The 21,530-nt window shown below is 46.5% G+C and carries 14 protein-coding genes and 1 pseudogene; 11 read left to right on the top strand and 4 right to left on the bottom strand.

What is annotated here, in order from left to right:
- Positions 1–36: 36 nt before the first annotated feature.
- The 8 genes and pseudogenes from AC5YBZ_RS10125 (at position 37) to AC5YBZ_RS10090 (ending at position 12,885) form a co-directional block, all read left to right on the top strand.
- On the top strand, positions 37–2,862 hold the full coding sequence (locus tag AC5YBZ_RS10125) for a FimV/HubP family polar landmark protein (RefSeq protein WP_494542867.1): 2,826 nt from the start codon (positions 37–39) through the stop codon (positions 2,860–2,862).
- A gap of 244 nt (positions 2,863–3,106) precedes the next feature.
- Positions 3,107–3,892, top strand: a complete 786-nt coding sequence (gene truA, locus AC5YBZ_RS10120; RefSeq protein WP_494518932.1) for a tRNA pseudouridine(38-40) synthase TruA — start codon at positions 3,107–3,109, stop codon at positions 3,890–3,892.
- Between the two features lie 105 nt (positions 3,893–3,997).
- Positions 3,998–5,256, top strand: a pseudogene (folC, locus tag AC5YBZ_RS10115) (bifunctional tetrahydrofolate synthase/dihydrofolate synthase).
- Between the two features lie 6 nt (positions 5,257–5,262).
- Positions 5,263–5,850, top strand: coding sequence for an SPOR domain-containing protein (locus tag AC5YBZ_RS10110; protein ID WP_494523617.1), 588 nt, complete (start codon positions 5,263–5,265; stop codon positions 5,848–5,850).
- A 267-nt stretch (positions 5,851–6,117) separates the two neighbouring features.
- Entirely contained in the window at positions 6,118–6,606 is a 489-nt protein-coding gene (locus tag AC5YBZ_RS10105; protein WP_494518935.1) for a CvpA family protein, read from the top strand.
- A gap of 98 nt (positions 6,607–6,704) precedes the next feature.
- On the top strand, positions 6,705–8,219 hold the full coding sequence (gene purF, locus AC5YBZ_RS10100; protein ID WP_494523616.1) for an amidophosphoribosyltransferase: 1,515 nt from the start codon (positions 6,705–6,707) through the stop codon (positions 8,217–8,219).
- Positions 8,220–8,404: 185 nt separating this feature from the next.
- The gene (locus AC5YBZ_RS10095; RefSeq protein WP_494518937.1) at positions 8,405–10,522 is read left to right on the top strand and encodes a methyl-accepting chemotaxis protein; all 2,118 of its coding nucleotides are present in this window, start codon (positions 8,405–8,407) and stop codon (positions 10,520–10,522) included.
- Between the two features lie 359 nt (positions 10,523–10,881).
- Positions 10,882–12,885 (top strand): DNA topoisomerase III, encoded by a 2,004-nt coding sequence (locus AC5YBZ_RS10090; RefSeq protein ID WP_494523614.1) that lies wholly within the window; start codon positions 10,882–10,884, stop codon positions 12,883–12,885.
- Between the two features lie 188 nt (positions 12,886–13,073).
- Here AC5YBZ_RS10090 and ilvN read toward each other — a convergent pair whose 3' ends face one another.
- The 4 genes from ilvN to AC5YBZ_RS10070 form a co-directional block, all read right to left on the bottom strand.
- Entirely contained in the window at positions 13,074–13,568 is a 495-nt protein-coding gene (gene ilvN / locus AC5YBZ_RS10085) for an acetolactate synthase small subunit (protein ID WP_475514157.1), read from the bottom strand.
- Complete coding sequence (locus AC5YBZ_RS10080; protein WP_494523613.1) at positions 13,568–15,289, bottom strand: acetolactate synthase 3 large subunit; 1,722 nt, start codon at positions 15,287–15,289, stop codon at positions 13,568–13,570. The genes ilvN and AC5YBZ_RS10080 overlap by 1 nt, the downstream gene beginning before the upstream one ends.
- A gap of 435 nt (positions 15,290–15,724) precedes the next feature.
- Positions 15,725–16,975 (bottom strand): multidrug effflux MFS transporter, encoded by a 1,251-nt coding sequence (locus AC5YBZ_RS10075; protein WP_494542866.1) that lies wholly within the window; start codon positions 16,973–16,975, stop codon positions 15,725–15,727.
- Between the two features lie 206 nt (positions 16,976–17,181).
- On the bottom strand, positions 17,182–17,862 hold the full coding sequence (locus AC5YBZ_RS10070; RefSeq protein ID WP_494523611.1) for a glutathione S-transferase: 681 nt from the start codon (positions 17,860–17,862) through the stop codon (positions 17,182–17,184).
- Between the two features lie 345 nt (positions 17,863–18,207).
- Between AC5YBZ_RS10070 and trhO the strand changes: the two genes are divergently transcribed.
- The 3 genes from trhO to AC5YBZ_RS10055 all read left to right on the top strand — a co-directional run bounded on the left by trhO (position 18,208) and on the right by AC5YBZ_RS10055 (position 21,528).
- A complete protein-coding gene (gene trhO / locus AC5YBZ_RS10065) occupies positions 18,208–19,203 on the top strand; it encodes an oxygen-dependent tRNA uridine(34) hydroxylase TrhO (RefSeq protein ID WP_494523610.1) in 996 nt (331 codons plus the stop codon).
- A gap of 749 nt (positions 19,204–19,952) precedes the next feature.
- Entirely contained in the window at positions 19,953–20,459 is a 507-nt protein-coding gene (gene slyA, locus AC5YBZ_RS10060; RefSeq protein ID WP_494523609.1) for a transcriptional regulator SlyA, read from the top strand.
- A 10-nt stretch (positions 20,460–20,469) separates the two neighbouring features.
- Entirely contained in the window at positions 20,470–21,528 is a 1,059-nt protein-coding gene (locus AC5YBZ_RS10055; RefSeq protein WP_494523608.1) for an HlyD family secretion protein, read from the top strand.
- The last annotated feature ends 2 nt before the right edge of the window (positions 21,529–21,530 follow it).

Genomic DNA, 21,530 nt, shown 5'->3' with positions numbered 1-21,530 from the left:
ATTTGCAGTACTATAAAGCTTGAAAGGGAAGAATGGATGAACCTTCGCACATCGCACCTCGCTGGCATCATTGCCAGTGCTCTTGTTATTCTCACTGCTACATCGGGCCTGTTATCGGCGGCTGAACCCCTCAAAATTACCGGCCCCGATGGCGAGCAACGTCAGGTTATCCGTCAGTATGGTCCAACGACTTCAGCTGATACCTTTTGGAGCATCGCACAAAAAACGCGCCCCGATGACAGTGTCACCGTATATCAAGTGATGGCGGCAATTTACGAGGCAAACCCCCATGCGTTTGCCACCAATAATTACAATAGCCTTGAAAAAGGCATGATCCTGTTGATCCCATCCAAAGCCGTGATGGCGGCCATTCCTCAGAGCTTAGCAAAGCAACTGGCGCAGACTAACGATGCTGGTTGGCAACAGAGTAAGTCACAAGCATCTAAACCACAGCCAACGCCACCTCGGCCTGAAGCTACGCAGCCGCCAACGCCAACAGTTGCTGCGCCTAAGCCTGTGAGTCAACCTGATAGCAAACCTACAAGCGAGGCTGAAACGGTTAAGCCAGCGGCTCAAGCAGACCAAATCACAAAGGGCAGTGCTGAAGCAGCGCAACTGGCTCCGCTGAATGCTAAGCTAGAAGCTCAACAAGCTAAAAATTTATCATTAACCGATGAACTGGCTCGCGCAGAAGATAAACTTAATCTTGCCGCCAATGATAATCAACTGCTGCAAGACCGAATCGCTCAACTTGAAACCAGAGTCGCCGAATTAGAAGAAGCCTTACTGATCCAAAAAGAGCAAAAGGCGGAGCTGAGTAATCAAGTTGCATTACTTAATCAGGAGTTAACAGCTGTTGAGCCAGTAGAGCAAGTTGCACAAACGGGTGACAGCTGGCGTACCATAATGAGTAATCCACTGTATATCGGCCTTGCTGCCGCTGTTCCTGCATTATTGCTATTACTGATTGTGGCGCTCATGTTAAAGCGTCGTAACGCGAGCACGGAAGAGACTCAAGCAAATACTGATGTGTCAGCTCAAAATGCACCAGAGATGGCCGCAACTCAGGCTATTGCTCCTAGCAATGATGCTGATGAGTCAGTTGCGGTACACCTTGATGATGAAGCCGATACGTTAGCATCCTTAATGAGTGTCGATAATGACACGCTAAAATCTGAGAGCGATTTAAGCGATGACTCAGAACAACTCGATATGGCTCAAGAGATGTTTATCGACACCGATAGCGTGTCAAGCGATCCCCAAGAGGAAGAAGGCCAATCATTAGATGATCTTTGGGTCGAAGCTATGGGCGAACAAGAAGAAGAGACCTTTAATGGTGTTATAGAGCAAGATGATCTCGATTCGTTATTAGCCAATATGGATAACTCTGAACCTGCTGCCAGCGAAGCTGCGTCATCTGCTGACGAAACGGATCTTGATGCCATGCTTGCGAGCTTCGATAGTTCGGCGGCAGAGTCAGGCAATACATCAGAAACAAGCGCTACAGTGGATGCCAAAGCCGATCTTGATGCATTATTAGCGGAATTTGATGCCCCTGAACAGGGGAATGTGCAAGAAGATAACGAAGACCTATCACAGCAGATAGCCCATGAACTTGAACAAGATAACGACGATTCGAGCTTTGATGATGCCGATTTAGACAGCCTGTTGGCCGAGTTTGATACGTCAATAAATGCACCAGCTAACGAAGAATCATTAATCGAAGAGATGGGGGGGGACGCGATTGCGCCAACCGCCACAACGTTAGCCAATGATAGCTTAATCGAAGAGGTGCCTTTTGATGCAGATGATAACGAAAGTGTACCATCACAAGAGATAGCACCTACCTCGGATAATAATGAGCAAGTAGAAGAGTTTGTGGTAGAAGAAGTCGCTAGCGAAGCGTTAACCACGGACGCCTTAATTGAAGAGGTGGATTTTGACTCGGATAAGCAAGATGTTGCCGAGCAAATTGCTGCCGAGTTAGCCGAAGATGAGCCTATAGCATCGCAGGAAGCCGATCTAGATACTTTACTTGCTGACTTTGGCAGTGTTGACAATAGCGATGCTACAGCGGCCGATGACACAGAGGCTAGCAACACCGAGCTCGATACACCACTTAAGCGTGGCAGTACGGCTGAGCCGTTGGAGTTTGAATCATTTCCAATAGATCACACGCCGAGTTCTACAGACGAAGATGATGCCATAGAGCTTGCCCTCCCGAGTGATGATGTGTCGCTCGATGATCTGTTGGCAGACCTTGAGTCGGTTGATACTAAAGAGGGCAAAACCAAAAATGATTCGGGATTTTTTGATGATTTAAAAGGTAATAAGCGCGTCGCCGATAACATCCTCGAATGGGATAATGCTATTGCTCTTCAAGGCGCAGAGACTACAACGGATATTAACTCGCTCGATGATCCATTAGACGATGAACTGTCATTAACACTTGACGACGATGATAACTTGACTGTTGATGAGGCATTAGCTGCGCTAGATGCGCAACAAGGTGACGCGAAACCTACGCAAGCGGTTGCCGAGCACGATCTGACTGCGTTTCAACAAGATAATGGCTTTATCGATATCGATAGATTATTAAATGAAGCTAATGAAGATTTGAGTGATGTTGACCAATATAAAGAGCTCAATGTCGATATGGGCGAGCTCGATGATTTGATGGGCAGTACCACCATGGTCGATGTTGATGATGAGGAAAACTCGGTTAATGCCAAACTTGACTTAGCCCGTGCTTATATCGAGATAGACGATATGGACAGCGCAAAGGCGTTACTCAAAGAAGTGCAACTTGACGGTAATGAGCGTCAGCAAAGTGAAGCTAAGCATTTGCTCAGTGATCTATAACGCATAAGTCTATACCTCGCGTGTGGCAATGATGCTAACACGCTGACAAAAAAACGGCGCTCGCGCCGTTTTTTTATGGCGCAAGGTGAGCGTTAATCCTGAGGGAAATGGATTAATATCGTGTTTTGAATTAATGCTGTTGCGCTAGCCCTGTTTGGCTAGAGTTATTTGTCCAGTTCGTTAGCACGTTATGCTAGAATCGCGCGCCTAGCACAATTTTAATTGATATAAGGATTGGTATTTTATGCGCGTAGCATTAGGTATCGAATATGATGGCAGTCGCTATTTTGGCTGGCAGCGTCAAGCCGAAGTTGATTCGGTTCAGGCGCAACTTGAACGAGCACTCTCAATCGTTGCCAATGAGCCAATAGCGATTCAATGCGCGGGGCGCACCGATGCCGGCGTGCATGCTACTGGGCAAGTGGTGCACTTTGACACCAATGCTAGCCGTAAACTCAGTGCTTGGACCTTGGGCGTTAACGTTAACTTGCCCGATGATATTGCCGTGCGCTGGGCCCAAGAGGTTAATGATGAGTTTCATGCCCGTTTCAGCGCAACCGCACGCCGCTATCGTTATATGATTTATAATCATCAGCTTCGTCCTGGGATCTTACGCGCAGGCGTGAGTCATTATCCGGGCGATATCGATGAAAATAAGATGCATCAGGCGGCACAGTTCTTGTTGGGCGAGCAAGATTTTACCAGTTTCAGGGCGATACAATGCCAATCAAATACCCCATTTCGTTGCGTGCATGAAGTCAATGTTACGCGCCAAGGTATGTATATTTGTGTCGACATTAAAGCCAATGCATTTTTGCATCATATGGTGCGCAATATTGTCGGATCGTTGCTTGAAGTGGGATACGGACGCCAGCCCATAAGTTGGATTGAACGTTTATTAGCACTTAAGGATCGAACACAAGCTGCCGCCACCGCTAAGCCCAATGGTTTGTATTTAGTCGATGTGACGTACCCTGACGCTTATCAGTTGCCAAAATTAGCGCTTGGGCCACTGTTTATGCTCGATTAAGTTTTTTTGCTGCGCGTGGTGTTCACCACGGTAGTTCATCACCGTGACCTGCGGCGCGAACAATATTACGTCGCTTTATCTTTTCATTACTAGTACGAGTCTTGTATGTCATCTATCCTGTTACCCAATCAGCAATCGAGCCTTGAGTCTTGGCTAGCGCACTTATTGTCTATTCATCCGACAGAGATCGACATGGGTTTAGGGCGCGTGTCGCAAGTGGCTAAAGCTATGGGCTTAACCCAGTTAGGCAATACTAAAATCGTCACAGTTGCCGGTACTAATGGCAAAGGCACTACATGCGTGATGATAGAGCAGATGATGGCGGCGGCAGGATGGAAAGTGGGTGTGTATAGCTCGCCCCACATGCTGAAATATAACGAGCGAGTGCGCATTGCTGGGGTCGACGTTAGCGATCGTGATTTGATTGATGCCTTTTGCGCTATCGATAGTGCTAGAGGCGATATTTCGCTGACCTTTTTTGAATATGCCACGCTAGCAGGTTTATCTCTTTTTAAACAATGGCCCTGGATCTGGTGCTGCTTGAAGTGGGGCTCGGCGGGCGCTTAGATGCAACCAACATGATCGATGCCGATATTAGCGTGATCACCTCAATCGATATCGATCATCAAGAGTATCTCGGTGATACCCGTGAGCTGGTCGGGCGAGAAAAAGCGGGCATTTGCCGAGCGGGGCGGCCATTGGTGGTCGGTGATGCAGATTTACCCACATCGGTTATTGAAGTCGCAAACCAAGTGGGCGCCCAGCTTATTCGTGTCGGTGAGGATTTTAATTATCATCAAGACGATAAGGGTTGGCATTTCAGCGGCGTGCAATGGCAACTTAATAACTTACCACCGGTACAACTGCCATTACCCAATGCCGCGACCGCGCTGGCAGTGGTTGAGCAGCTATTACCAACGATAGATAAATCGCATCTGTTTACAGGATTACAACAAGCGCGCTTGAGCGGGCGCTTAGAGTTATTTCATGATGCTCCCATCACATTACTCGATGTGGCCCACAACCCCCATGCAGCGCGGTATTTAGCACAAAGACTTGAGGTTTATCGCGATAAGCGCATTGTGGCTCTGTGTGGCATGCTGAAAGATAAAGATTGCCAGGCGGTCATTGCAAGCCTCAGTGAGGTGATTGATGTGTGGTATTTTACTGATTTAGATTGTCCACGCAGTGCTAAGGCGACGCAGTTAATGGCCTGTCTACCGCCAGACAGTAAAGGCTATCCATTTGAATCAATTGAGCAAGCATATAAAGCACTCAGTGTTAATATCTGCGATGATGATGTGGTAATTGTGTTTGGCTCCTTTTACACTGTGGCAGAGTTTAAACATTTACACCTTGGGTGAATCAACGTGGACGAAGAAATAGAAGTTAAACAAAAAATCTTATCCAGTCAGTTTCAAAATCGTCTGGTTGGGGTGATTGTGTTGGTGGCGCTAGGGGTCATTTTTCTGCCTGATATCCTCGACGGTAAGAAACAGCAGCAAGAAGAGCAGTTTAGTGAGATACCACTTCGCCCAGCCGTTGAGATGAACCTCGACACATCGCCGGAGTACAAGGCTATCGATTTAACCGATGAAGCTGCGCAATTTTCCGCGGCAGAACCAGAGGTTCTTTCCAGTGACGCCGATAAGCCCAGTGTGACGTCAATCGCGTCTAAGCCAAAGCCTGCCAAGGTCGAGCAGAGCCTGACTAGCAGCGCCTATACCTTGCAATTAGGCAGCTTTAAAAATGCCGCTAATGTGAATGCATTGGTTAAACGCTTAAGATCCAAAGGATTTAGAGCTTATACCTTGCCGCAAACCCCTGTGGACGGTGAGTTAACTAAGGTGTTTGTCGGTCCTGATATCTCTAAAGCTAAGTTGCAACGATTACAAAAAGAGCTGGATAAGCTGACTGAACTTAAATCTGCTGTGGTCAGTTATAATCCAGTTGAGTAGTGTGCTCAACGTATCGCGAAGTTAGGGGGGGGTAACCTTAAGTCCTTTTGTGATCATACTTAAACAACGCCGAGACCTTAATATCTCGGCGTTTTAGTTATGCAAAATAATTCGCTTTAGGGTTAATGTGTTGTCAATTTTTATGAATTCAGTGTCTTTTATTCAGGATAAACTTAATTGCTTTTAAGTGGGCCTAGGGGGTGAGAATGTCTTCAGTCTCTGGTAAGATCGCGCCGTCTTAATGCTATTGCTGGATCACCTAATTCAATGGTTTGGATCGATTACGCCATTATCGCTGTTATCGGATTATCGACTGTCATCAGTCTGCTCCGTGGCTTTGTCAAAGAAGCTATGTCACTTGTGGTATGGTTTGCAGCTTTTTTCGTTGCGAGTCAGTTTTATGCTGATCTCGCGGTCTACCTCACTCAGATGCAAGATGAAATGGTTCGCAACGGGATTGCCATTGCTATTTTATTCATTTCTACCTTAATTCTAGGCGCGCTCGTTAACTATCTTATTGGCCAATTAGTGGCTAAAACAGGCTTATCTGGTACCGATAGGGTATTAGGTCTCTGTTTTGGTGCATTAAGAGGTGCTTTGATTGTCAGCGCGATGTTGTTTTTTATGGATGCTTTTACCGGAGCACCCAATACCGATTGGTGGCGCAGTTCACAATTGGTTCCCGAATTTGGCGTGGTTATCCAATGGTTTTTTGACTATGTGGAAAACACCTCAAGCTTTGTACCCAAAATATAATAATGCTTACAGCCTATGTGACCTGATGCAGTGATTCTTTCTGATCAGGGCTCGACAATAATAATGATTAGAACATCTTACAATGAGGAAACCTACCCATGTGTGGTATCGTCGGAATAGTTGGCCGAACACCGGTTAATCAGACAATCTATGATGCGTTAACTGTATTACAACACCGTGGCCAAGATGCGGCTGGCATTGTAACCGTGGACGGGCATGCATTTAGGTTGCGTAAAGCAAATGGTCTGGTAAAAGACGTTTTTGAGCCAAAGCATATGCAACGTCTGCAAGGTAATGCGGGGATTGGGCATGTGCGTTACCCTACCGCAGGTAGTTCGAGTGCCTCTGAAGCGCAGCCGTTTTATGTTAACTCGCCATTTGGTATCTCGCTCGCCCACAACGGTAATTTAACCAATACATTAGAGTTACAAGAACGCTTACTTAAACAGCGTCGCCATGTTAATACCACTTCTGATTCTGAAGTCCTACTCAATCTACTTGCCGATGAATTACAAACTACGCAAAGCCAATTTCTTACCGCGGACGAAGTGTTTCAAGCGATCACTAATGTTCATCATCTGACGCGCGGTGCTTACGCGGTTGCAGCGATGATCATAGGCCAAGGCCTAGTCGCTTTTAGAGATCCTTTCGGCATAAGACCATTAGTACTGGGTAAGCATGAAACGGAGCAGGGCACTGAATATATGGTTGCCTCTGAGAGTGTGGCACTCGATGCGGTTGGTTTTGAAACGGTGCGAGATGTTGCCCCTGGTGAAGCGATTTATATCTCGCTCGATGGTCAGCTCTATACCCGCCAATGCGCACCTTCACCGAGTTATTCGCCTTGTATTTTTGAATATGTTTACTTTGCTCGCCCAGATTCGACTATAGATAAAGTGTCAGTCTATGGCAGCCGTGTAAATATGGGCACCATGCTTGGCGAAAAAATTAAGAAGCAGTGGGAAGACCATGATATTGATGTGGTGATCCCCATTCCTGAAACCTCATGTGATATCGCACTTGAAATCGCGCGTAATTTAGACTTGCCTTATCGTCAAGGCTTCGTCAAAAACCGTTATATCGGCCGCACCTTTATTATGCCGGGTCAGCAGGAGCGCAAGAAATCGGTGCGTCGTAAGCTCAATGCCATTAATGCTGAGTTTCAAGGTAAAAACGTACTGCTGGTGGACGATTCTATTGTGCGTGGTACGACTTCTGAACAGATCATCGAAATGGCCCGTGAAGCTGGCGCCAAAAAAGTGTATTTTGCGTCAGCGGCACCCGAAATTCGTTTTCCAAACGTGTATGGTATCGATATGCCAACCACCAGTGAGCTGATTGCCCATGGTCGCGATGTGGAGGAAATCACCAAGCTGATTGGTGCCGATGGTATGATTTTCCAAGATCTCGATGATTTAGTTGAAGCCGTACGTCAACAAAACCCCGATATTAAACGTTTCGAAACCTCAGTCTTTGATGGGCATTATATTACTAATGATGTCGACCAAGCTTATTTAGATCATCTGACTCAACTGCGAAATGATGATGCAAAAGCAAATCGTATCAAAGATATAGGAACAAATCTCGAGCTGCATAATGTATGTCACCCTTAATATGAGCCTGTAATATATTGCTCTTTGGCTGTGTCATCAAAAACCGATTTCTTTGTAAGTCGGTTTTTTCTCATTGGATGAGAAATTACTGATCTTTATGATCGTTTATCGCTGCAGTGCTATTTTTAATCAATAGCCTAATGCCTCTTATTTAATGAAATATCTGCTTTGCCTAGGAGCACTGAATGAAGCAATTATCCATAAGTACTAAATTGTTGTGGATCACCTCAGCCCTGTTTTTAATTATTGTGGCGATACTATCACTGAGTCTTTGGTGGTCGTTAAGTGATAAAAATGCCGTGTTAGCGGAGCAAGTTCAAGAGTCGATTAAGAAAGAAACTCGCTATAAACTGACGGCAAGAGCCGGTGAGTATGGTGAGCGAGTGGCCGCTTTTATTAACGAGGCTTATCGTGTGCCTTATGCTTTGTCAGGCTTGCTTGAACAAACATCAGTACAAAGCCCATTAAGCCGTGACAGTGTCGAAATGACTATCATGGGCTCTTTACAAAAAAATAGTCAATTGTCCTCTTTGTATGCCCAGTTTGAACCCAATGGTTACGATACTAAAGACAGCGAATTTTTTTATGGTGCCAGTCATAGTGTACCTAACGCGGGTAGCATGGAGATCTATTATACTCGCACCGATAATGGCAGTATCGAACACTCAGCAGTGACTGACGCCGAAGAAAAGTATGTTGAGACATTAAATGAATTTGGTCTCAGAGAGGCTGAATGGTATCTGTGTGCCCGTGATACCAAAAAGCCATGTCTAATGGAGCCATATCTCTATGAGATCAGCCCAGGTAAAAATGAGTTAATGACATCGCTTATCTCACCAGTCGTAGTGGCGGGGCAGTTTAAAGGGGTGGTAGGTGCCGATGTAAACTTACCTATCTTCCAAACGATGATCGATGAACTATCGCAAAAGTTATATAACGGCAACGCCAAGGTCACTCTAGTTAGTGCTAAGGGCCTAGTGGTTGCAGCGAGTCATTACAGTAAAAAAGCGCGTCCATTAGCAGAATCTATCGATAGCGCGTTAGCTAAGCAATATCTGTCTTTACACCGTAATGGTGGCTATTTAGATGTGGGTGATAATATTGTTGTTGCCTACCCCATTAGTATTCCGTTGGCCGATGTACAATGGGAGCTATTGATTGAAGTAGCAAAACAAGATGTGTTTAAAGAAGCCATCGCAATGGATAAGGCGATGACCGAAATGGCTTCATCGCTTGGTAGTTTGTTGTTGATCATTGGCAGTATTGTGTCTGTGATTGCGGTGGTAACCATTAGCCTTGTTATTCGCAACATTATCGCGCCTCTTAAAGTGATCCAAACTCGAGTCGAGAACTTAGCCAGTGCTGAAGGTGATTTAACCCAAACCATCAATGTGGAATCTCACGCCGAATTGATTGCGCTAGGGGGCGGCATTAACAGTTTTATCACTAAATTGCGCTTACTCATTGGCGAGATGAAAGTACTGGCTGAACGCTCACAAGATGAGAGCCAAACTACTGCCAATATTGCCCAGCAAACCCGTGAGAGTGTTAATCGTCAATATAGCGAAATTGAAAGTGTTGTCACCGCGGTCAATGAAATGAGCGCAACCGCCCTTGAGGTGGCTAAAGCCTCAGAGCAAACCGCGATGGAAACTGAGGCGATGAATGCCAATGCTAAAGCGGGTGAAGACAGCCTTAGTCAAGCGATGAATTATGTGACGACCATGTCTCATGAGTCCTTATTAGCGAAGGAAGCAGTGAGTAAAGTGGCAGAGAGTAGTACCAATATCAGTAAGATCTTGGAGGTGATTAGCGCGATTGCTGAACAGACAAATTTACTGGCATTAAATGCGGCGATTGAAGCGGCGCGAGCGGGTGAACAAGGTCGAGGTTTTGCTGTGGTGGCTGATGAAGTGCGAGCACTGGCGTCAAAAACCCAGACCTCAACCGATGAAATTGGTAAATTGATCGATTCGCTGCAGCAAGAAGTTAAAAGTGCTTCGCATATTATCGATCAAGGTGTGGAGGGGGCGCAGCGCGCCGTTGAGCAAACTGAGTCCGCTTTAACCTCGCTCAATACCATCGTTGGTCAAATTGAGGAGGTGTCGAGCCAAGTGACTCATATTGCAACAGCAGCAGAGGAGCAAAGCGCGGTGACGGAAGAGGTTAATCGCAACATTACAGGTATTTCTGATTCCGCAGCCGAATTGGCACGACTTGCCGATGAGGCGCAGCAAAGTAGTGTTAGCTTAGCCGAACTGGTGACGCAGCAGCATCAACAATTAGGTAAGCTCAAAACCTAATCACCACATAAGGTTCACGCTGTATACCTGCCTAACCGTGAGCATTGTGCTTACGGTTAGGCCATTAAGGCTAATGATACTTACATCACGCTACAGCACTATATTTGTTAGTTTGTCATGGCTCTTTTACCCGACAAAGCCAGTCAGCTGCATTGGCACTAGCTTCTTCTCCTCTATTGTACTTGATCTTAAATCGCCCTACACCTTATCGCCATATCCGCTGAACTTAATTCGTATCTTTGGGTCATAGGCTGACTCCTCAGTGCAACTTTATCCTGTTTTACATTTGCAGCCTGATCTGACTTAGGTTAAAGTTACTGTTAATTTATACAGTTGTTTATCCTGGCTAACTGAGTGCTATGATTTTATATATCGCCGAGAAACCCAGCCTTGGCAGAGCCATTGCTGATGTATTACCAAAACCGCTAAAAAAAGGCGACGGTTTCATTACCGCGGCTAACGGGGATTGTGTCTCTTGGTGTATCGGCCACTTGCTTGAACAAGCGGAGCCCGATACCTATGACAGTGCATATAAATCATGGAAGTTTGAACACTTACCTATTATTCCTAGCCAATGGAAAATGAAACCTAAGCCGAAAACGCGCAGCCAATTAACCGTGCTGCGTGGCCTGGTAAAACAAGCATCTCAGTTAGTCAACGCAGGGGATCCAGACCGTGAAGGGCAGTTGCTGGTGGATGAGGTGATTGCGCATCTTGGGGTCAAAGGCGATAAGCTTAATCAGACCATGCGATTATTAGTGAGCGATCTTAATCCACAAGCGGTTAAACGCGCTTTAGGTCAGTTGCGCAGTAATCGCGAGTTTATTCCGCTGTCTACCTCAGCCTTAGCGCGTTCACGCGCCGACTGGCTCTATGGCATGAACATGACCCGAGCTTATACCCTTCAAGGGCGCAAAGTGGGCTATCAAGGCGTGTTGTCGGTTGGCCGAGTACAAACCCCACTGCTTGGGTTAGTGGTTCGCCGCGATGCCGAGATAGCGCAATTTGTCAGTAAACCGTTTTATGAGGTATTGGCTCATTTAACCACAGACAAAGATCAAAGCTTTAAAGCCAAATGGCAACCCAGTGAAGCCTGCTTGCCCTACATGGATGATGAAGGGCGTGTGCTATCTAAAGGCTTAGCCCAAAATGTGATCAGCCGTATCAGCCATCAAACTGCCGTGGTTACTGGGCTTAACAGTAAAGATAAACAACAACATCAGCCGCTACCTTATAGCTTGTCATCACTGCAAATTGATGCGGCTAAACGCTTTGGTATGAGTGCAAAGACGGTGCTCGATACTTGCCAGTCGCTGTATGAACGCCATAAGCTGATCACTTATCCGCGCTCAGACAGTCGCTATTTACCTAAAGAGCAGTTGGCGTTGGCGCCCAGTGTGATTAAAGCCATCATTGGCGGCGCACCTGAGTTAGTCCAAGGCATTGAATCGCCTGATCCAAAGATAAAATCGAAGGCGTGGAATGACAGCAAGGTTGATGCGCACCACGCGATTGTGCCAACAGAAAAATGCGCTAACTTAGGCAGTTTGAATCAGGCTGAGCAACAAATTTATCTGCATGTGGCGAGGCAATATTTAGCCCAGTTTTATCCACCTTATCGGTATCATGAAACTCAGGTTGAAGTGGAGATTGTTAAGGGACGCTTCACCACTAAAGCCAAGCAAGACCGTGCACTTGGCTGGAAACAACTGTTTCCCGCAGCATCGTCAAGCAAAGCGGCACCGCAGGATGAGGCCGATACGTTGCAGCAGTTGCCACCTTTGATTAAGGGGCAAACGCTACGTTCGGGGCTGGCGGAGTTAGTCGAGAAAAACACCCAAGCGCCGAAAGCGTTTTCGGATGCAACCCTGCTGGCGGCGATGACCGGCATTAATCGCTATGTGACCGACCCTGAGATCCGTAAAATCTTAAAAGATACCGATGGCTTAGGCACAGAGGCGACCCGCGCAGGCATTATTGAGTTGCTGTTTAAACGTGGATTTTTACAACGCCAAGGTAAATCGATTGTCGCGACCGAGGTCGGTAAAGGGCTGATAAACAGTTTGCCAGACTCAGCCACTTCGCCCGATATGACGGCCTTATGGGAAAGTCACCTCGATGCCATTTGTCGTAAAGAGGCAAAGTATCAGAGTTTTATGACGCCATTAGTCGACTCGCTCAAGCAGTTAATTGCCCAAGCTGGTGCTCAATTACCCGCATCATTGCAAGGGGTTAAAGCCCCGAGTGGCCAGTTTAACAAGCGCCGTGGTAAGGCAAGTTCAGCTAAAGCCAGCACCTTGGCCGGTAAAAAATCAAGTGGGCGCAGCAGTCGTAACAAGGTGAAGCCACAAGGTAAAAGTTAACATTGAGTTTGAGATAATAACCCGCTCTACAGCCCACTTTGTCTTTGTGGCTGTGTTGTCTTAACCTAGTGGCTCAGCTGAATTTATGTATATAAAAGACTACATGCAAACAAGATAATAAAACGCCAGCTGGAGATTGCTGGCGTTGTTTTGTGAGAGATCTTACTTAGCCTTTCGACAGAAGCTGTTTAGGCTCGCATCGACTTTTCGCCGCGGCACAAACCAACGACCCCAGAGCGAGAGACTTCAATCACTTTGGTGACTTCACCGATAGCACTGATAAAGGCGTCAAGTTTTTCTGTGGTGCCGGTCATCTGTATGGTGTAAAGCTCGGCGGTGACATCGACTATCTGACCCCGAAAAATATCGGCAGTGCGCTTCACCTCGGCGCGTCCAGCGCCTTTGGCTTTAACTTTCACTAACGCCAGTTCGCGTTCGATATGGCTGGACTCGGTGATATTAGCGACCTTTAAGATGTCGATAAGTTTATGCAGCTGCTTTTCTATCTGTTCTAACACCGCGGCGTCGGCCACCACTGTGATGTTTAAACGCGATAGGGTCACATCATCAGTCGGTGCAACGGTTAAACTCTCAATATTGTAGCCACGCTGGGAGAACAAGCCGACTACACGAGATAATGCGCCGGGTTGGTTTTCAAGTAACACAGAAATAATACGACGCATTAGCTTTTCTCCGTTTTGCTTAACCACATTTCATTCATCGCCCCGCCGCGAATAAGCATAGGGTAAACATGCTCAGTTTCATCGACACTAATATCAACGAAGACCAGTTTATCTTTCATCGCCAGTGCCTTTTCTAGGCCAGCCTCTAACTCTGCAGGATCGCTAATGGTCATGCCCACATGACCGTAGGCTTCGGCAATTTTGGCAAAATTGGGTACCGAATCCATATAGGAGTGAGAGTGACGTCCTGAGTAGATCATATCTTGCCATTGCTTAACCATGCCAAGAAAACGATTGTTTAAGTTGATAATTTTAACTGGCGTATCGTATTGCAAGGCGGTGGATAGCTCTTGAATGTTCATCTGTATCGACCCATCGCCTGTCACGCAGATCACTGTCTCATCTGGCATTGCCATTTTTACGCCCATCGCCGCCGGCAAACCAAATCCCATGGTGCCTAAGCCGCCAGAGTTTATCCAACGACGGGGTTTATTAAAGGGATAATAAAGCGCAGCAAACATCTGATGTTGACCTACATCAGAGGTTACATAGGCATCGCCATTGGTTAACTTATGCAGAGTTTCAATCACTTGTTGAGGCTTAATTCGGCCACTGGTTTTGTCATACGCTAAGCTGTCCCGTGAGCGCCATTGATTGATTTGGCTCCACCACTGGTCAATCGCTGTTTTATCGTTATCAAGCTGACTGTCTTCTGCCAGGCGCGCTAGCATATTATCCAGTACACTGTCTGCCGAGCCGACGATGGGGATGTCCACATGTACTGTCTTAGAAATCGAGGACGGATCGATGTCGATGTGTAAAATCGTGGCATTTGGGCAATATTTTTCAACGGCGTTAGTGGTGCGATCATCAAATCGTACCCCAATGCCAAAGATTAAATCTGAGTGGTGCATGGTCATATTCGCTTCGTAGCAGCCATGCATACCGAGCATGCCGACGCTGTTATCGTGGGTGCCAGGAAAGGCACCCAGCCCCATTAGCGTGCTCACCACTGGGATCCCCAGTTTTTCAGATAGGGTAAGAATTTGCTGATCGCAGCCAGCGATAACCGCCCCGCCGCCCACATAAAGCACAGGTTTTTTTGCCGAGAGCAGTGCTTGTAAACCGCGACGAATTTGGCCTTTGTGGCCCGAGGTCGTCGGATTGTAGGAGCGCATATTGATCTCTTGCGGATATTGATAGTCATGCAATATCTGTGGGTTCAAGCAATCTTTGGGGATATCGACGACGACGGGGCCTGGACGGCCTGTCGCGGCAATGTAAAAGGCTTTTTTGATGATCTCTGGAATATCTTTAGCATCGGTCACTAAGAAACTGTGCTTTACCACAGGCCGTGAAATACCAATCATGTCGCACTCTTGAAAGGCATCATTACCGATAAGGTTGCTGGGCACTTGTCCTGATAACACTACTAATGGAATAGAGTCCATGTAGGCTGTGGCTATTCCGGTAATCGCATTGGTCGCACCTGGGCCAGAGGTCACCAGCACCACTCCCACATCGCCCGTTGCACGTGCGTAACCATCGGCCATATGCACGGCGGCTTGTTCGTGCCTAACAAGGATATGTTCGATACCAGATTGTTGATGCAAGGCATCATAGATGTCGAGAACAGAGCCACCAGGGTAGCCGAAAATGTGTTTAACGCCTTCGTCGATAAGTGAACGGACGATCATGCTGGCGCCGGATAACTTCTCCATTGTTGATCCCTCAATAGTTACCGCTACGGTATGCAGTATCTTGCAACAGCGACGGTAATCGCTTGAAATGATAAGCTTGAAGGGTACTTCAAACTCGTTAATCACTCGTACATCAATGTGTTAGCCTGTTAGCTTGAGTGACTGCCGTTATCGAGCAGAATTTCATCATATAAAATAGTGCTGTTAAATCAAGCGTTTTATTTAAATATTTTAAGTAGATGAAAATAAATCGGGTGGGTTGTTGCCATTTGGTTGCGGGCGGCGCAGCAGTTAATACTGCCGTTGACCTTAAATAGGAGCAAGGTTTTGGGTCTATGGTTTTTTAGGGGCAAGGTTTGAGATGATGGTTTGGGATCTATGATTTGAGTCTATAGTTTGAGGCCTATGATGCACCAGGCTCATAGGCAGAATCCCCCCAGCTTGAGGGGGATTAAGTTATTCAGCTTGTTCTGGTTCGTTATCGGAAGCCGAGTTTATGTGATGGGCTAAAAACTGGCATAGAACGCCCACCAATATCACCGCGGCTAACATCAGCGCGGCAAAGGGCACCGCAGTGCCTGTATAAAACAGCGCCAGCAAGGGACCGGCTAATGCGCCGCAACCAAAGCGTAAGGTGCCGATAACTGCAGTTGCCGTGCCTGTTTCTTGCTGAAACTTCATCAGCACTATGGCATCGGCATTAACCGACATTATGCCTAAGCAGCCCATTAACGGGATCAACATGGCGACGGTGTAGTGATAACTTAAATCGGCTAAGTTAACGCTAAGCAGTGCAACTCCAGCGACACTTGCCAGCAGGGTGGCGACTTTGAGCATGCGTCGTGAGCCATATTTCACCACAATTTTGCTATTGACCACATTCGCTAACATCAGTGCGCCGACATTAGTGCTAAATAGCATTGCAAACAGTGACTTATCTAAACCAAATACCTCCATATAGACAAAGGGCGAGGCGGTTAAATAACAGAAAAAAGCAAACGAGGTGAGTACGCCACTGGCCAAATTGAGTTTAACTCCGGGCTTAGTAAACACCACAGCATAGGCGCCAAAGAAGCTTTTTTGACTGCGCTGCGCACCGCGCTCATCACTGGGCATCTTGAGTTTGGTTATGACTAATAGCAACAATAAGAGTGCATAACCGCTCAGCGTAAAAAAGATTAAATGCCAGTCTCCGAGCTCTAAAATAATACTGCCTATCGTGGGGGCGATAAGCGGGGCTAGCATCATGATCAAGCTGACATACGACATCCCTTTAGCAGTATTTTTGCCATATACCTCTTTAATATAACCGGGTACCACAACCGTTGCTGCAGCGCCGATAAAGGCTTGTAAAAAGCGTAAGCTTAAAAACAGCTCGACATTCGTCACAAAGGCTAAGCCAAGACTCACTAACATAAAGCCACTAAGTCCAATAATCACCAATGGCTTGCGACCTACTTTGTCGGCGATTGGGCCGAAGGTGAGCATGCCAAGGGCATAACCCGCCAGATAGAGGCTTAGTGATTGCTGTACTGTGGTAATGCTTGAATTAAAGCTCAATGCAAGGGTTGCCATCGCCGGCAAATACATGTCGATAGCCAGTGGCGTAATCGCAACAATCGCCGCTAGCATGGGGATCAATAGCGTTAAATTTAAATGAGTCACGCAAGCCTTGTCGTGCGATGGTGGGACAGACGCTGTGTTCACTGATACCTCTTGTGATACGAAATTAATTAACATTGCAGCGGATAACGCTTGGTTAAGCGTTATCGAGGAAGATGAATGATTGTACGAGATCGCGCCCCCATTTGGCTAACGGTTTGTGAGCGATATAACCTTATTAACAGGGGACGTCTATGTGAATAATTGTCAGCGAGGGAGCGCGGATGAATGGATGCTTTATTTGGGCTTTTTTATTGCGTCTTACTTTTTAAGAACAAGGGGTCACCTGTAAAAATAACCGCCTCACCACTGTCGAGCCAGGTGGGGTATTTGACCATGATAGCGTTAAACATTTCGCTATTAAGCAGCGTTTGCAACCAAGTTTGCACCTTGGGGTAGGGCGCTTGCTGCCACCAAGGCAAGTCGACATGGGCAAATTGACGAATAAACGGAAAAATAGCGATGTCAGCGAGGCTCAACCGTTCGCCAAGTAAATAGGGACCGATTTGCAGTTGCTGCTCGAGCCTGGCAATAAAATGCTCCCCTTGCTCTCGATAATCCTCTGCTTGTTGCTCTGGGTGACGATCGGCGTATTTGTATTTATCTAAGTAAGGCTTAAAGTCATGATCGTTTTGCTGGATAAGCGCTTCAGTTAACGCCTGTTGTGTTGGTTGGTCCAAGCGGCGTAAATCTAAAGGATCGTTATGCTGTAATGCCCAATTGATAATATCGAGACTTTCATCGATAACAGTGCCATCTTGCAGGATTAACACGGGTACAGTGCCTTTCGGGCTGGCTTCAAGCATGGCCTGAGGTTTATGTTTTAAGATGATTTCACGTAACTCGACCGTGCGTTGCGCAAGCCATAATCCGAGTCTAGCGCGCATAGCGTAAGGGCATCGACGAAATGAATATAAGGTGACGCGGGGCATAACTCTCTCCTTTCTTAAGTGACTATTTTCACTGTTTTGAGCCAGATCGCAAATAAAATCCCAATTGTTTATGGCTGAGGTTGTCATTGCGTGTCGGCCCTGGCTATAGACCAATAGGGGCGAGGCGTTTATAACGGTGGAATACTTTTGGGGTAAGGTGAGGGCGTGCACTTTGTCGTTAACCTGCGGATTTGATCTGGTTGTTTGCAATAACCTTACTCTTTGTGCCTGTTTATTCGAGTGTGATTTAGGTAGAATCACGCTCCAATTTTGCGCCTGAAATCACATTTTTAGGCGGTTTACATGCACTGGGGATTACGCCTCAGCCAGCATATAGAGGAAAGTATGTCTCAAGTCGTTGTTTGTGCGCTATATAAATTTGTATCTCTGCCTCATTTTGCCGAAGTTCAACAGCCGTTATTGGCTCAAATGGAATCAGTGGGCATCAAAGGCACCTTGTTATTAGCCAGCGAAGGCATCAACGGAACCGTTGCCGGTACACAAGCGGCTATCGATTCACTCTTGGCGTGGTTAGAGCAGCAGCCAGGGCTCGACCATATTGTCTACAAGTTATCATTTGATGCTGAAATGCCTTTTTATCGCACCAAAGTGAAGCTTAAAAAAGAGATTGTCACTATGGGCGTTGAGGGGATCGATCCGCGTAAAGTGGTCGGTACCTATGTTAAGCCAAAAGATTGGAACCAACTGATTTCAGATCCGGATGTCCTCCTTATCGACACCCGTAATGACTACGAAGTAAGCATTGGTACGTTTAAGCATGCGGTTGACCCAAAGACACAAACCTTTAGAGAGTTTCCTGATTATGTGAAGGAAAATCTTGATCCGACTAAACATAAAAAAGTCGCCATGTTCTGCACTGGCGGTATTCGCTGTGAAAAGTCGACCGCTTACTTAAAAGAGCAGGGATTTGATGAGGTCTACCACCTTGAAGGCGGCGTGCTGAAATACTTAGAAGAGGTACAGCCTGAAGAAAGCCTATGGCAGGGTGAATGTTTTGTCTTCGACAACCGTGTGTCAGTCAATCATCGACTCGAAAAGGGTGAATACGATCAATGTAATGCCTGTCGCTTACCGATCACCGAGGCTGATAAAGCCAGTGAGCATTATGTCAAAGGGATCAGCTGCCCACATTGTGTCGATAAAGTAACGGACAAACAGCGTGAGCGTTTTGCGGAGCGCGAGCGCCAAGTTCAGTTGGCTAATGCTCGCGGTGAGTCTCATATTGGTAGTGACGTTAACTCTGTGATTGAGCAGCGCCGTTTACATAAATTGGCCTTGAAGCAGGGCCAACAGGATGAACGCCAAGGCGATAAAGGCTGATCTCTCTAGCTTTGCCCGCTGTGAATAGGCCGTGGTATTAGCGAACGGTATAAAACTGTGCTTATTTAGATTTTTTTGTAATGAGCATTGGCGTTTTGTCTACAGTGGCTATACTGAATTTACTGCTACAGATAAGTTGCATCGGGCGACAACTCTGTATCTCCAGCAGGGTTAATAGTGGTTTATGGGTTGGTGTTGATAGGCTGCCACTATTAGCGTTTTTAGTAAGAAACTAAGGCGGGTATTGTATTAAGCAATGCTCGCTTTTTCTTTGTATGGCAACATAAACGTGAGCCATCACCTTGTTTCAGTGTACCTACCGTTCCCATTAACGATTGTGTATTAAGTCTGCTCTTACATCAAATTACTGCTTACCATTTAATTGAATAGGCAGCTCACACCGTTTAAGTTCAATCACACTTACTGTTGGCTAACTAGACGAAGCCGCGTGTTTTATTTGCTAGTGACTCTTATGATGACTACATTTTTTTTGCTGCACCTATTTACTTAGCCTGCTAAGTAAATACAATGCTTAGCAGGCTAAGTAATATTCCTGATGATTTAATCCATTCTTTGGCCTATCGGTATCAACAAGCGTTGCATATGAAGTTAACAGGTGGCTGCAAAGGTACAAGCTATCTGCGTTAGTTATTAGGCTCGACATAACATTGGTGCCAGACTAAATACTGCTAGGCAACATAATAGAGGTAGTGGATGAGTTGTTATCCGCTAATACAAGGATGAGTACTATGAATAAGACAAAGAGCAAGCAGTTAAACCATACCCAGTCAACGACCGAGCATTCTCAATTGTCGTTAGGTGAGCATTTAGGCCGATTACATCGGTTGTGGCGCATGGTTGCAGACGCCGAATTGGCACCACTTGGCTTAACACATTCACGCTGGACTGCGTTGTGGAAGCTATATCGTCTTGGGCAAGATATAAGCCAAAAGCACCTTGCGGAGGCATTAGAAATCGAGTTGGCCTCACTGATGCGAACGTTGGGCCAGTTAGAGCTGCAGGGCTTGGTGATGCGTCATTGCTGTGAGCACGACAAACGTGTCAGACGTGTAGCCTTGACTGAGGCGGGACTAGCAGTATTACATCAAATGGAAGCTAAAATCATTCGGGTACGCGCCGAGTTGCTAGCTGGGATCAGCCCAGAAATGCAAGCACAGTTTGAACACACACTTAATCAAATTAGTCATAATGCGGCGGCAAAGTTACAGGCTACCGCATCTAAAGCTCAGGAGTAGTATAAAGTATATGACGCCAGATCAACAATTTACGCGGTTAGTCAAATTTGCCATGGTGGGCTTTTTGCTCCTTTTTAGTTATTTTTTAGTCGCCGATATCAACATGCCGCTAACGACTCAGGCCATGGCAACCCGCACGATCACACAAGTGGCGCCGCAGATCAGCGGTAGAGTGGTGCAGGTCTATGTGAAAAATAATCAACAAGTGACTCAAGGCGAGCCGCTGTTTAAGCTCGATCCTAGCGAGTATCAACTCGCACTAGAGCAGGCCGAATTAGCCCTTGAACAAGCAAAGCAAGATAACGCAGAACTTGATGCCGCCATGGCGGTGGCAGAGGCTGACGTGGCAGCCAGTGATATTAATTTTGCCTTAAAGCAGCGAGAAGCTAGGCGCATACAATCGCTTTATTCCCAGCACAGCGTGTCGCAACAGATGGTAGATCAAGCACGTACCCAAGTGAAATCTAGCTTATCTCAGCTTCATGCCGCTAAGGCACAATTAGCTAAGATCAGCACGCTTCGTGGTGCTTCGGGTGACAACAACCTTAAGTTACGCCAAGCACACAATAACCTCAAAAAAGCACGTTTAGCTTTGAGTTATACCCAAATACATGCCGATCATGATGGGGTTGTTACCAATGTGCAGCTCGCGTCTGGCTATATGGTGAGTCATGGCTCACCTGTGATGGCCTTGGTGCTTGATGATGTCGATGTTATAGCCGATTTTCGAGAGAAAAGCCTGCGTCATGTCAGTCGCGATGCCAACGCATGGGTGGCGTTTGATGGTCGTCCAGGCCAGATCTATCACGCTAAGGTCAGTAGCGTTGATGCGGGTGTCAGTGCAGCGCAATTTGCCGCCGATGGTCGCTTGGCGACACCAGAAGAATCTAATCGCTGGGTACGTGATGCGCAGCGTTTTAGATTGCATCTTGAACTCGATCAACCCTTGATGACTCGTTTACCCGCCGGGGCTAAGGCCACAGTACAGTTACAACCTGATAATTGGCTGTTTAGCCAGTTAGCAAAGCTACAAATCAAGTTTATTAGCTTGCTGCATTTCATTTACTGAGA

Source organism: Shewanella sp. 553 (assembly GCF_059338375.1).
This window is presented reverse-complemented; position numbering and strand designations above follow the sequence as displayed.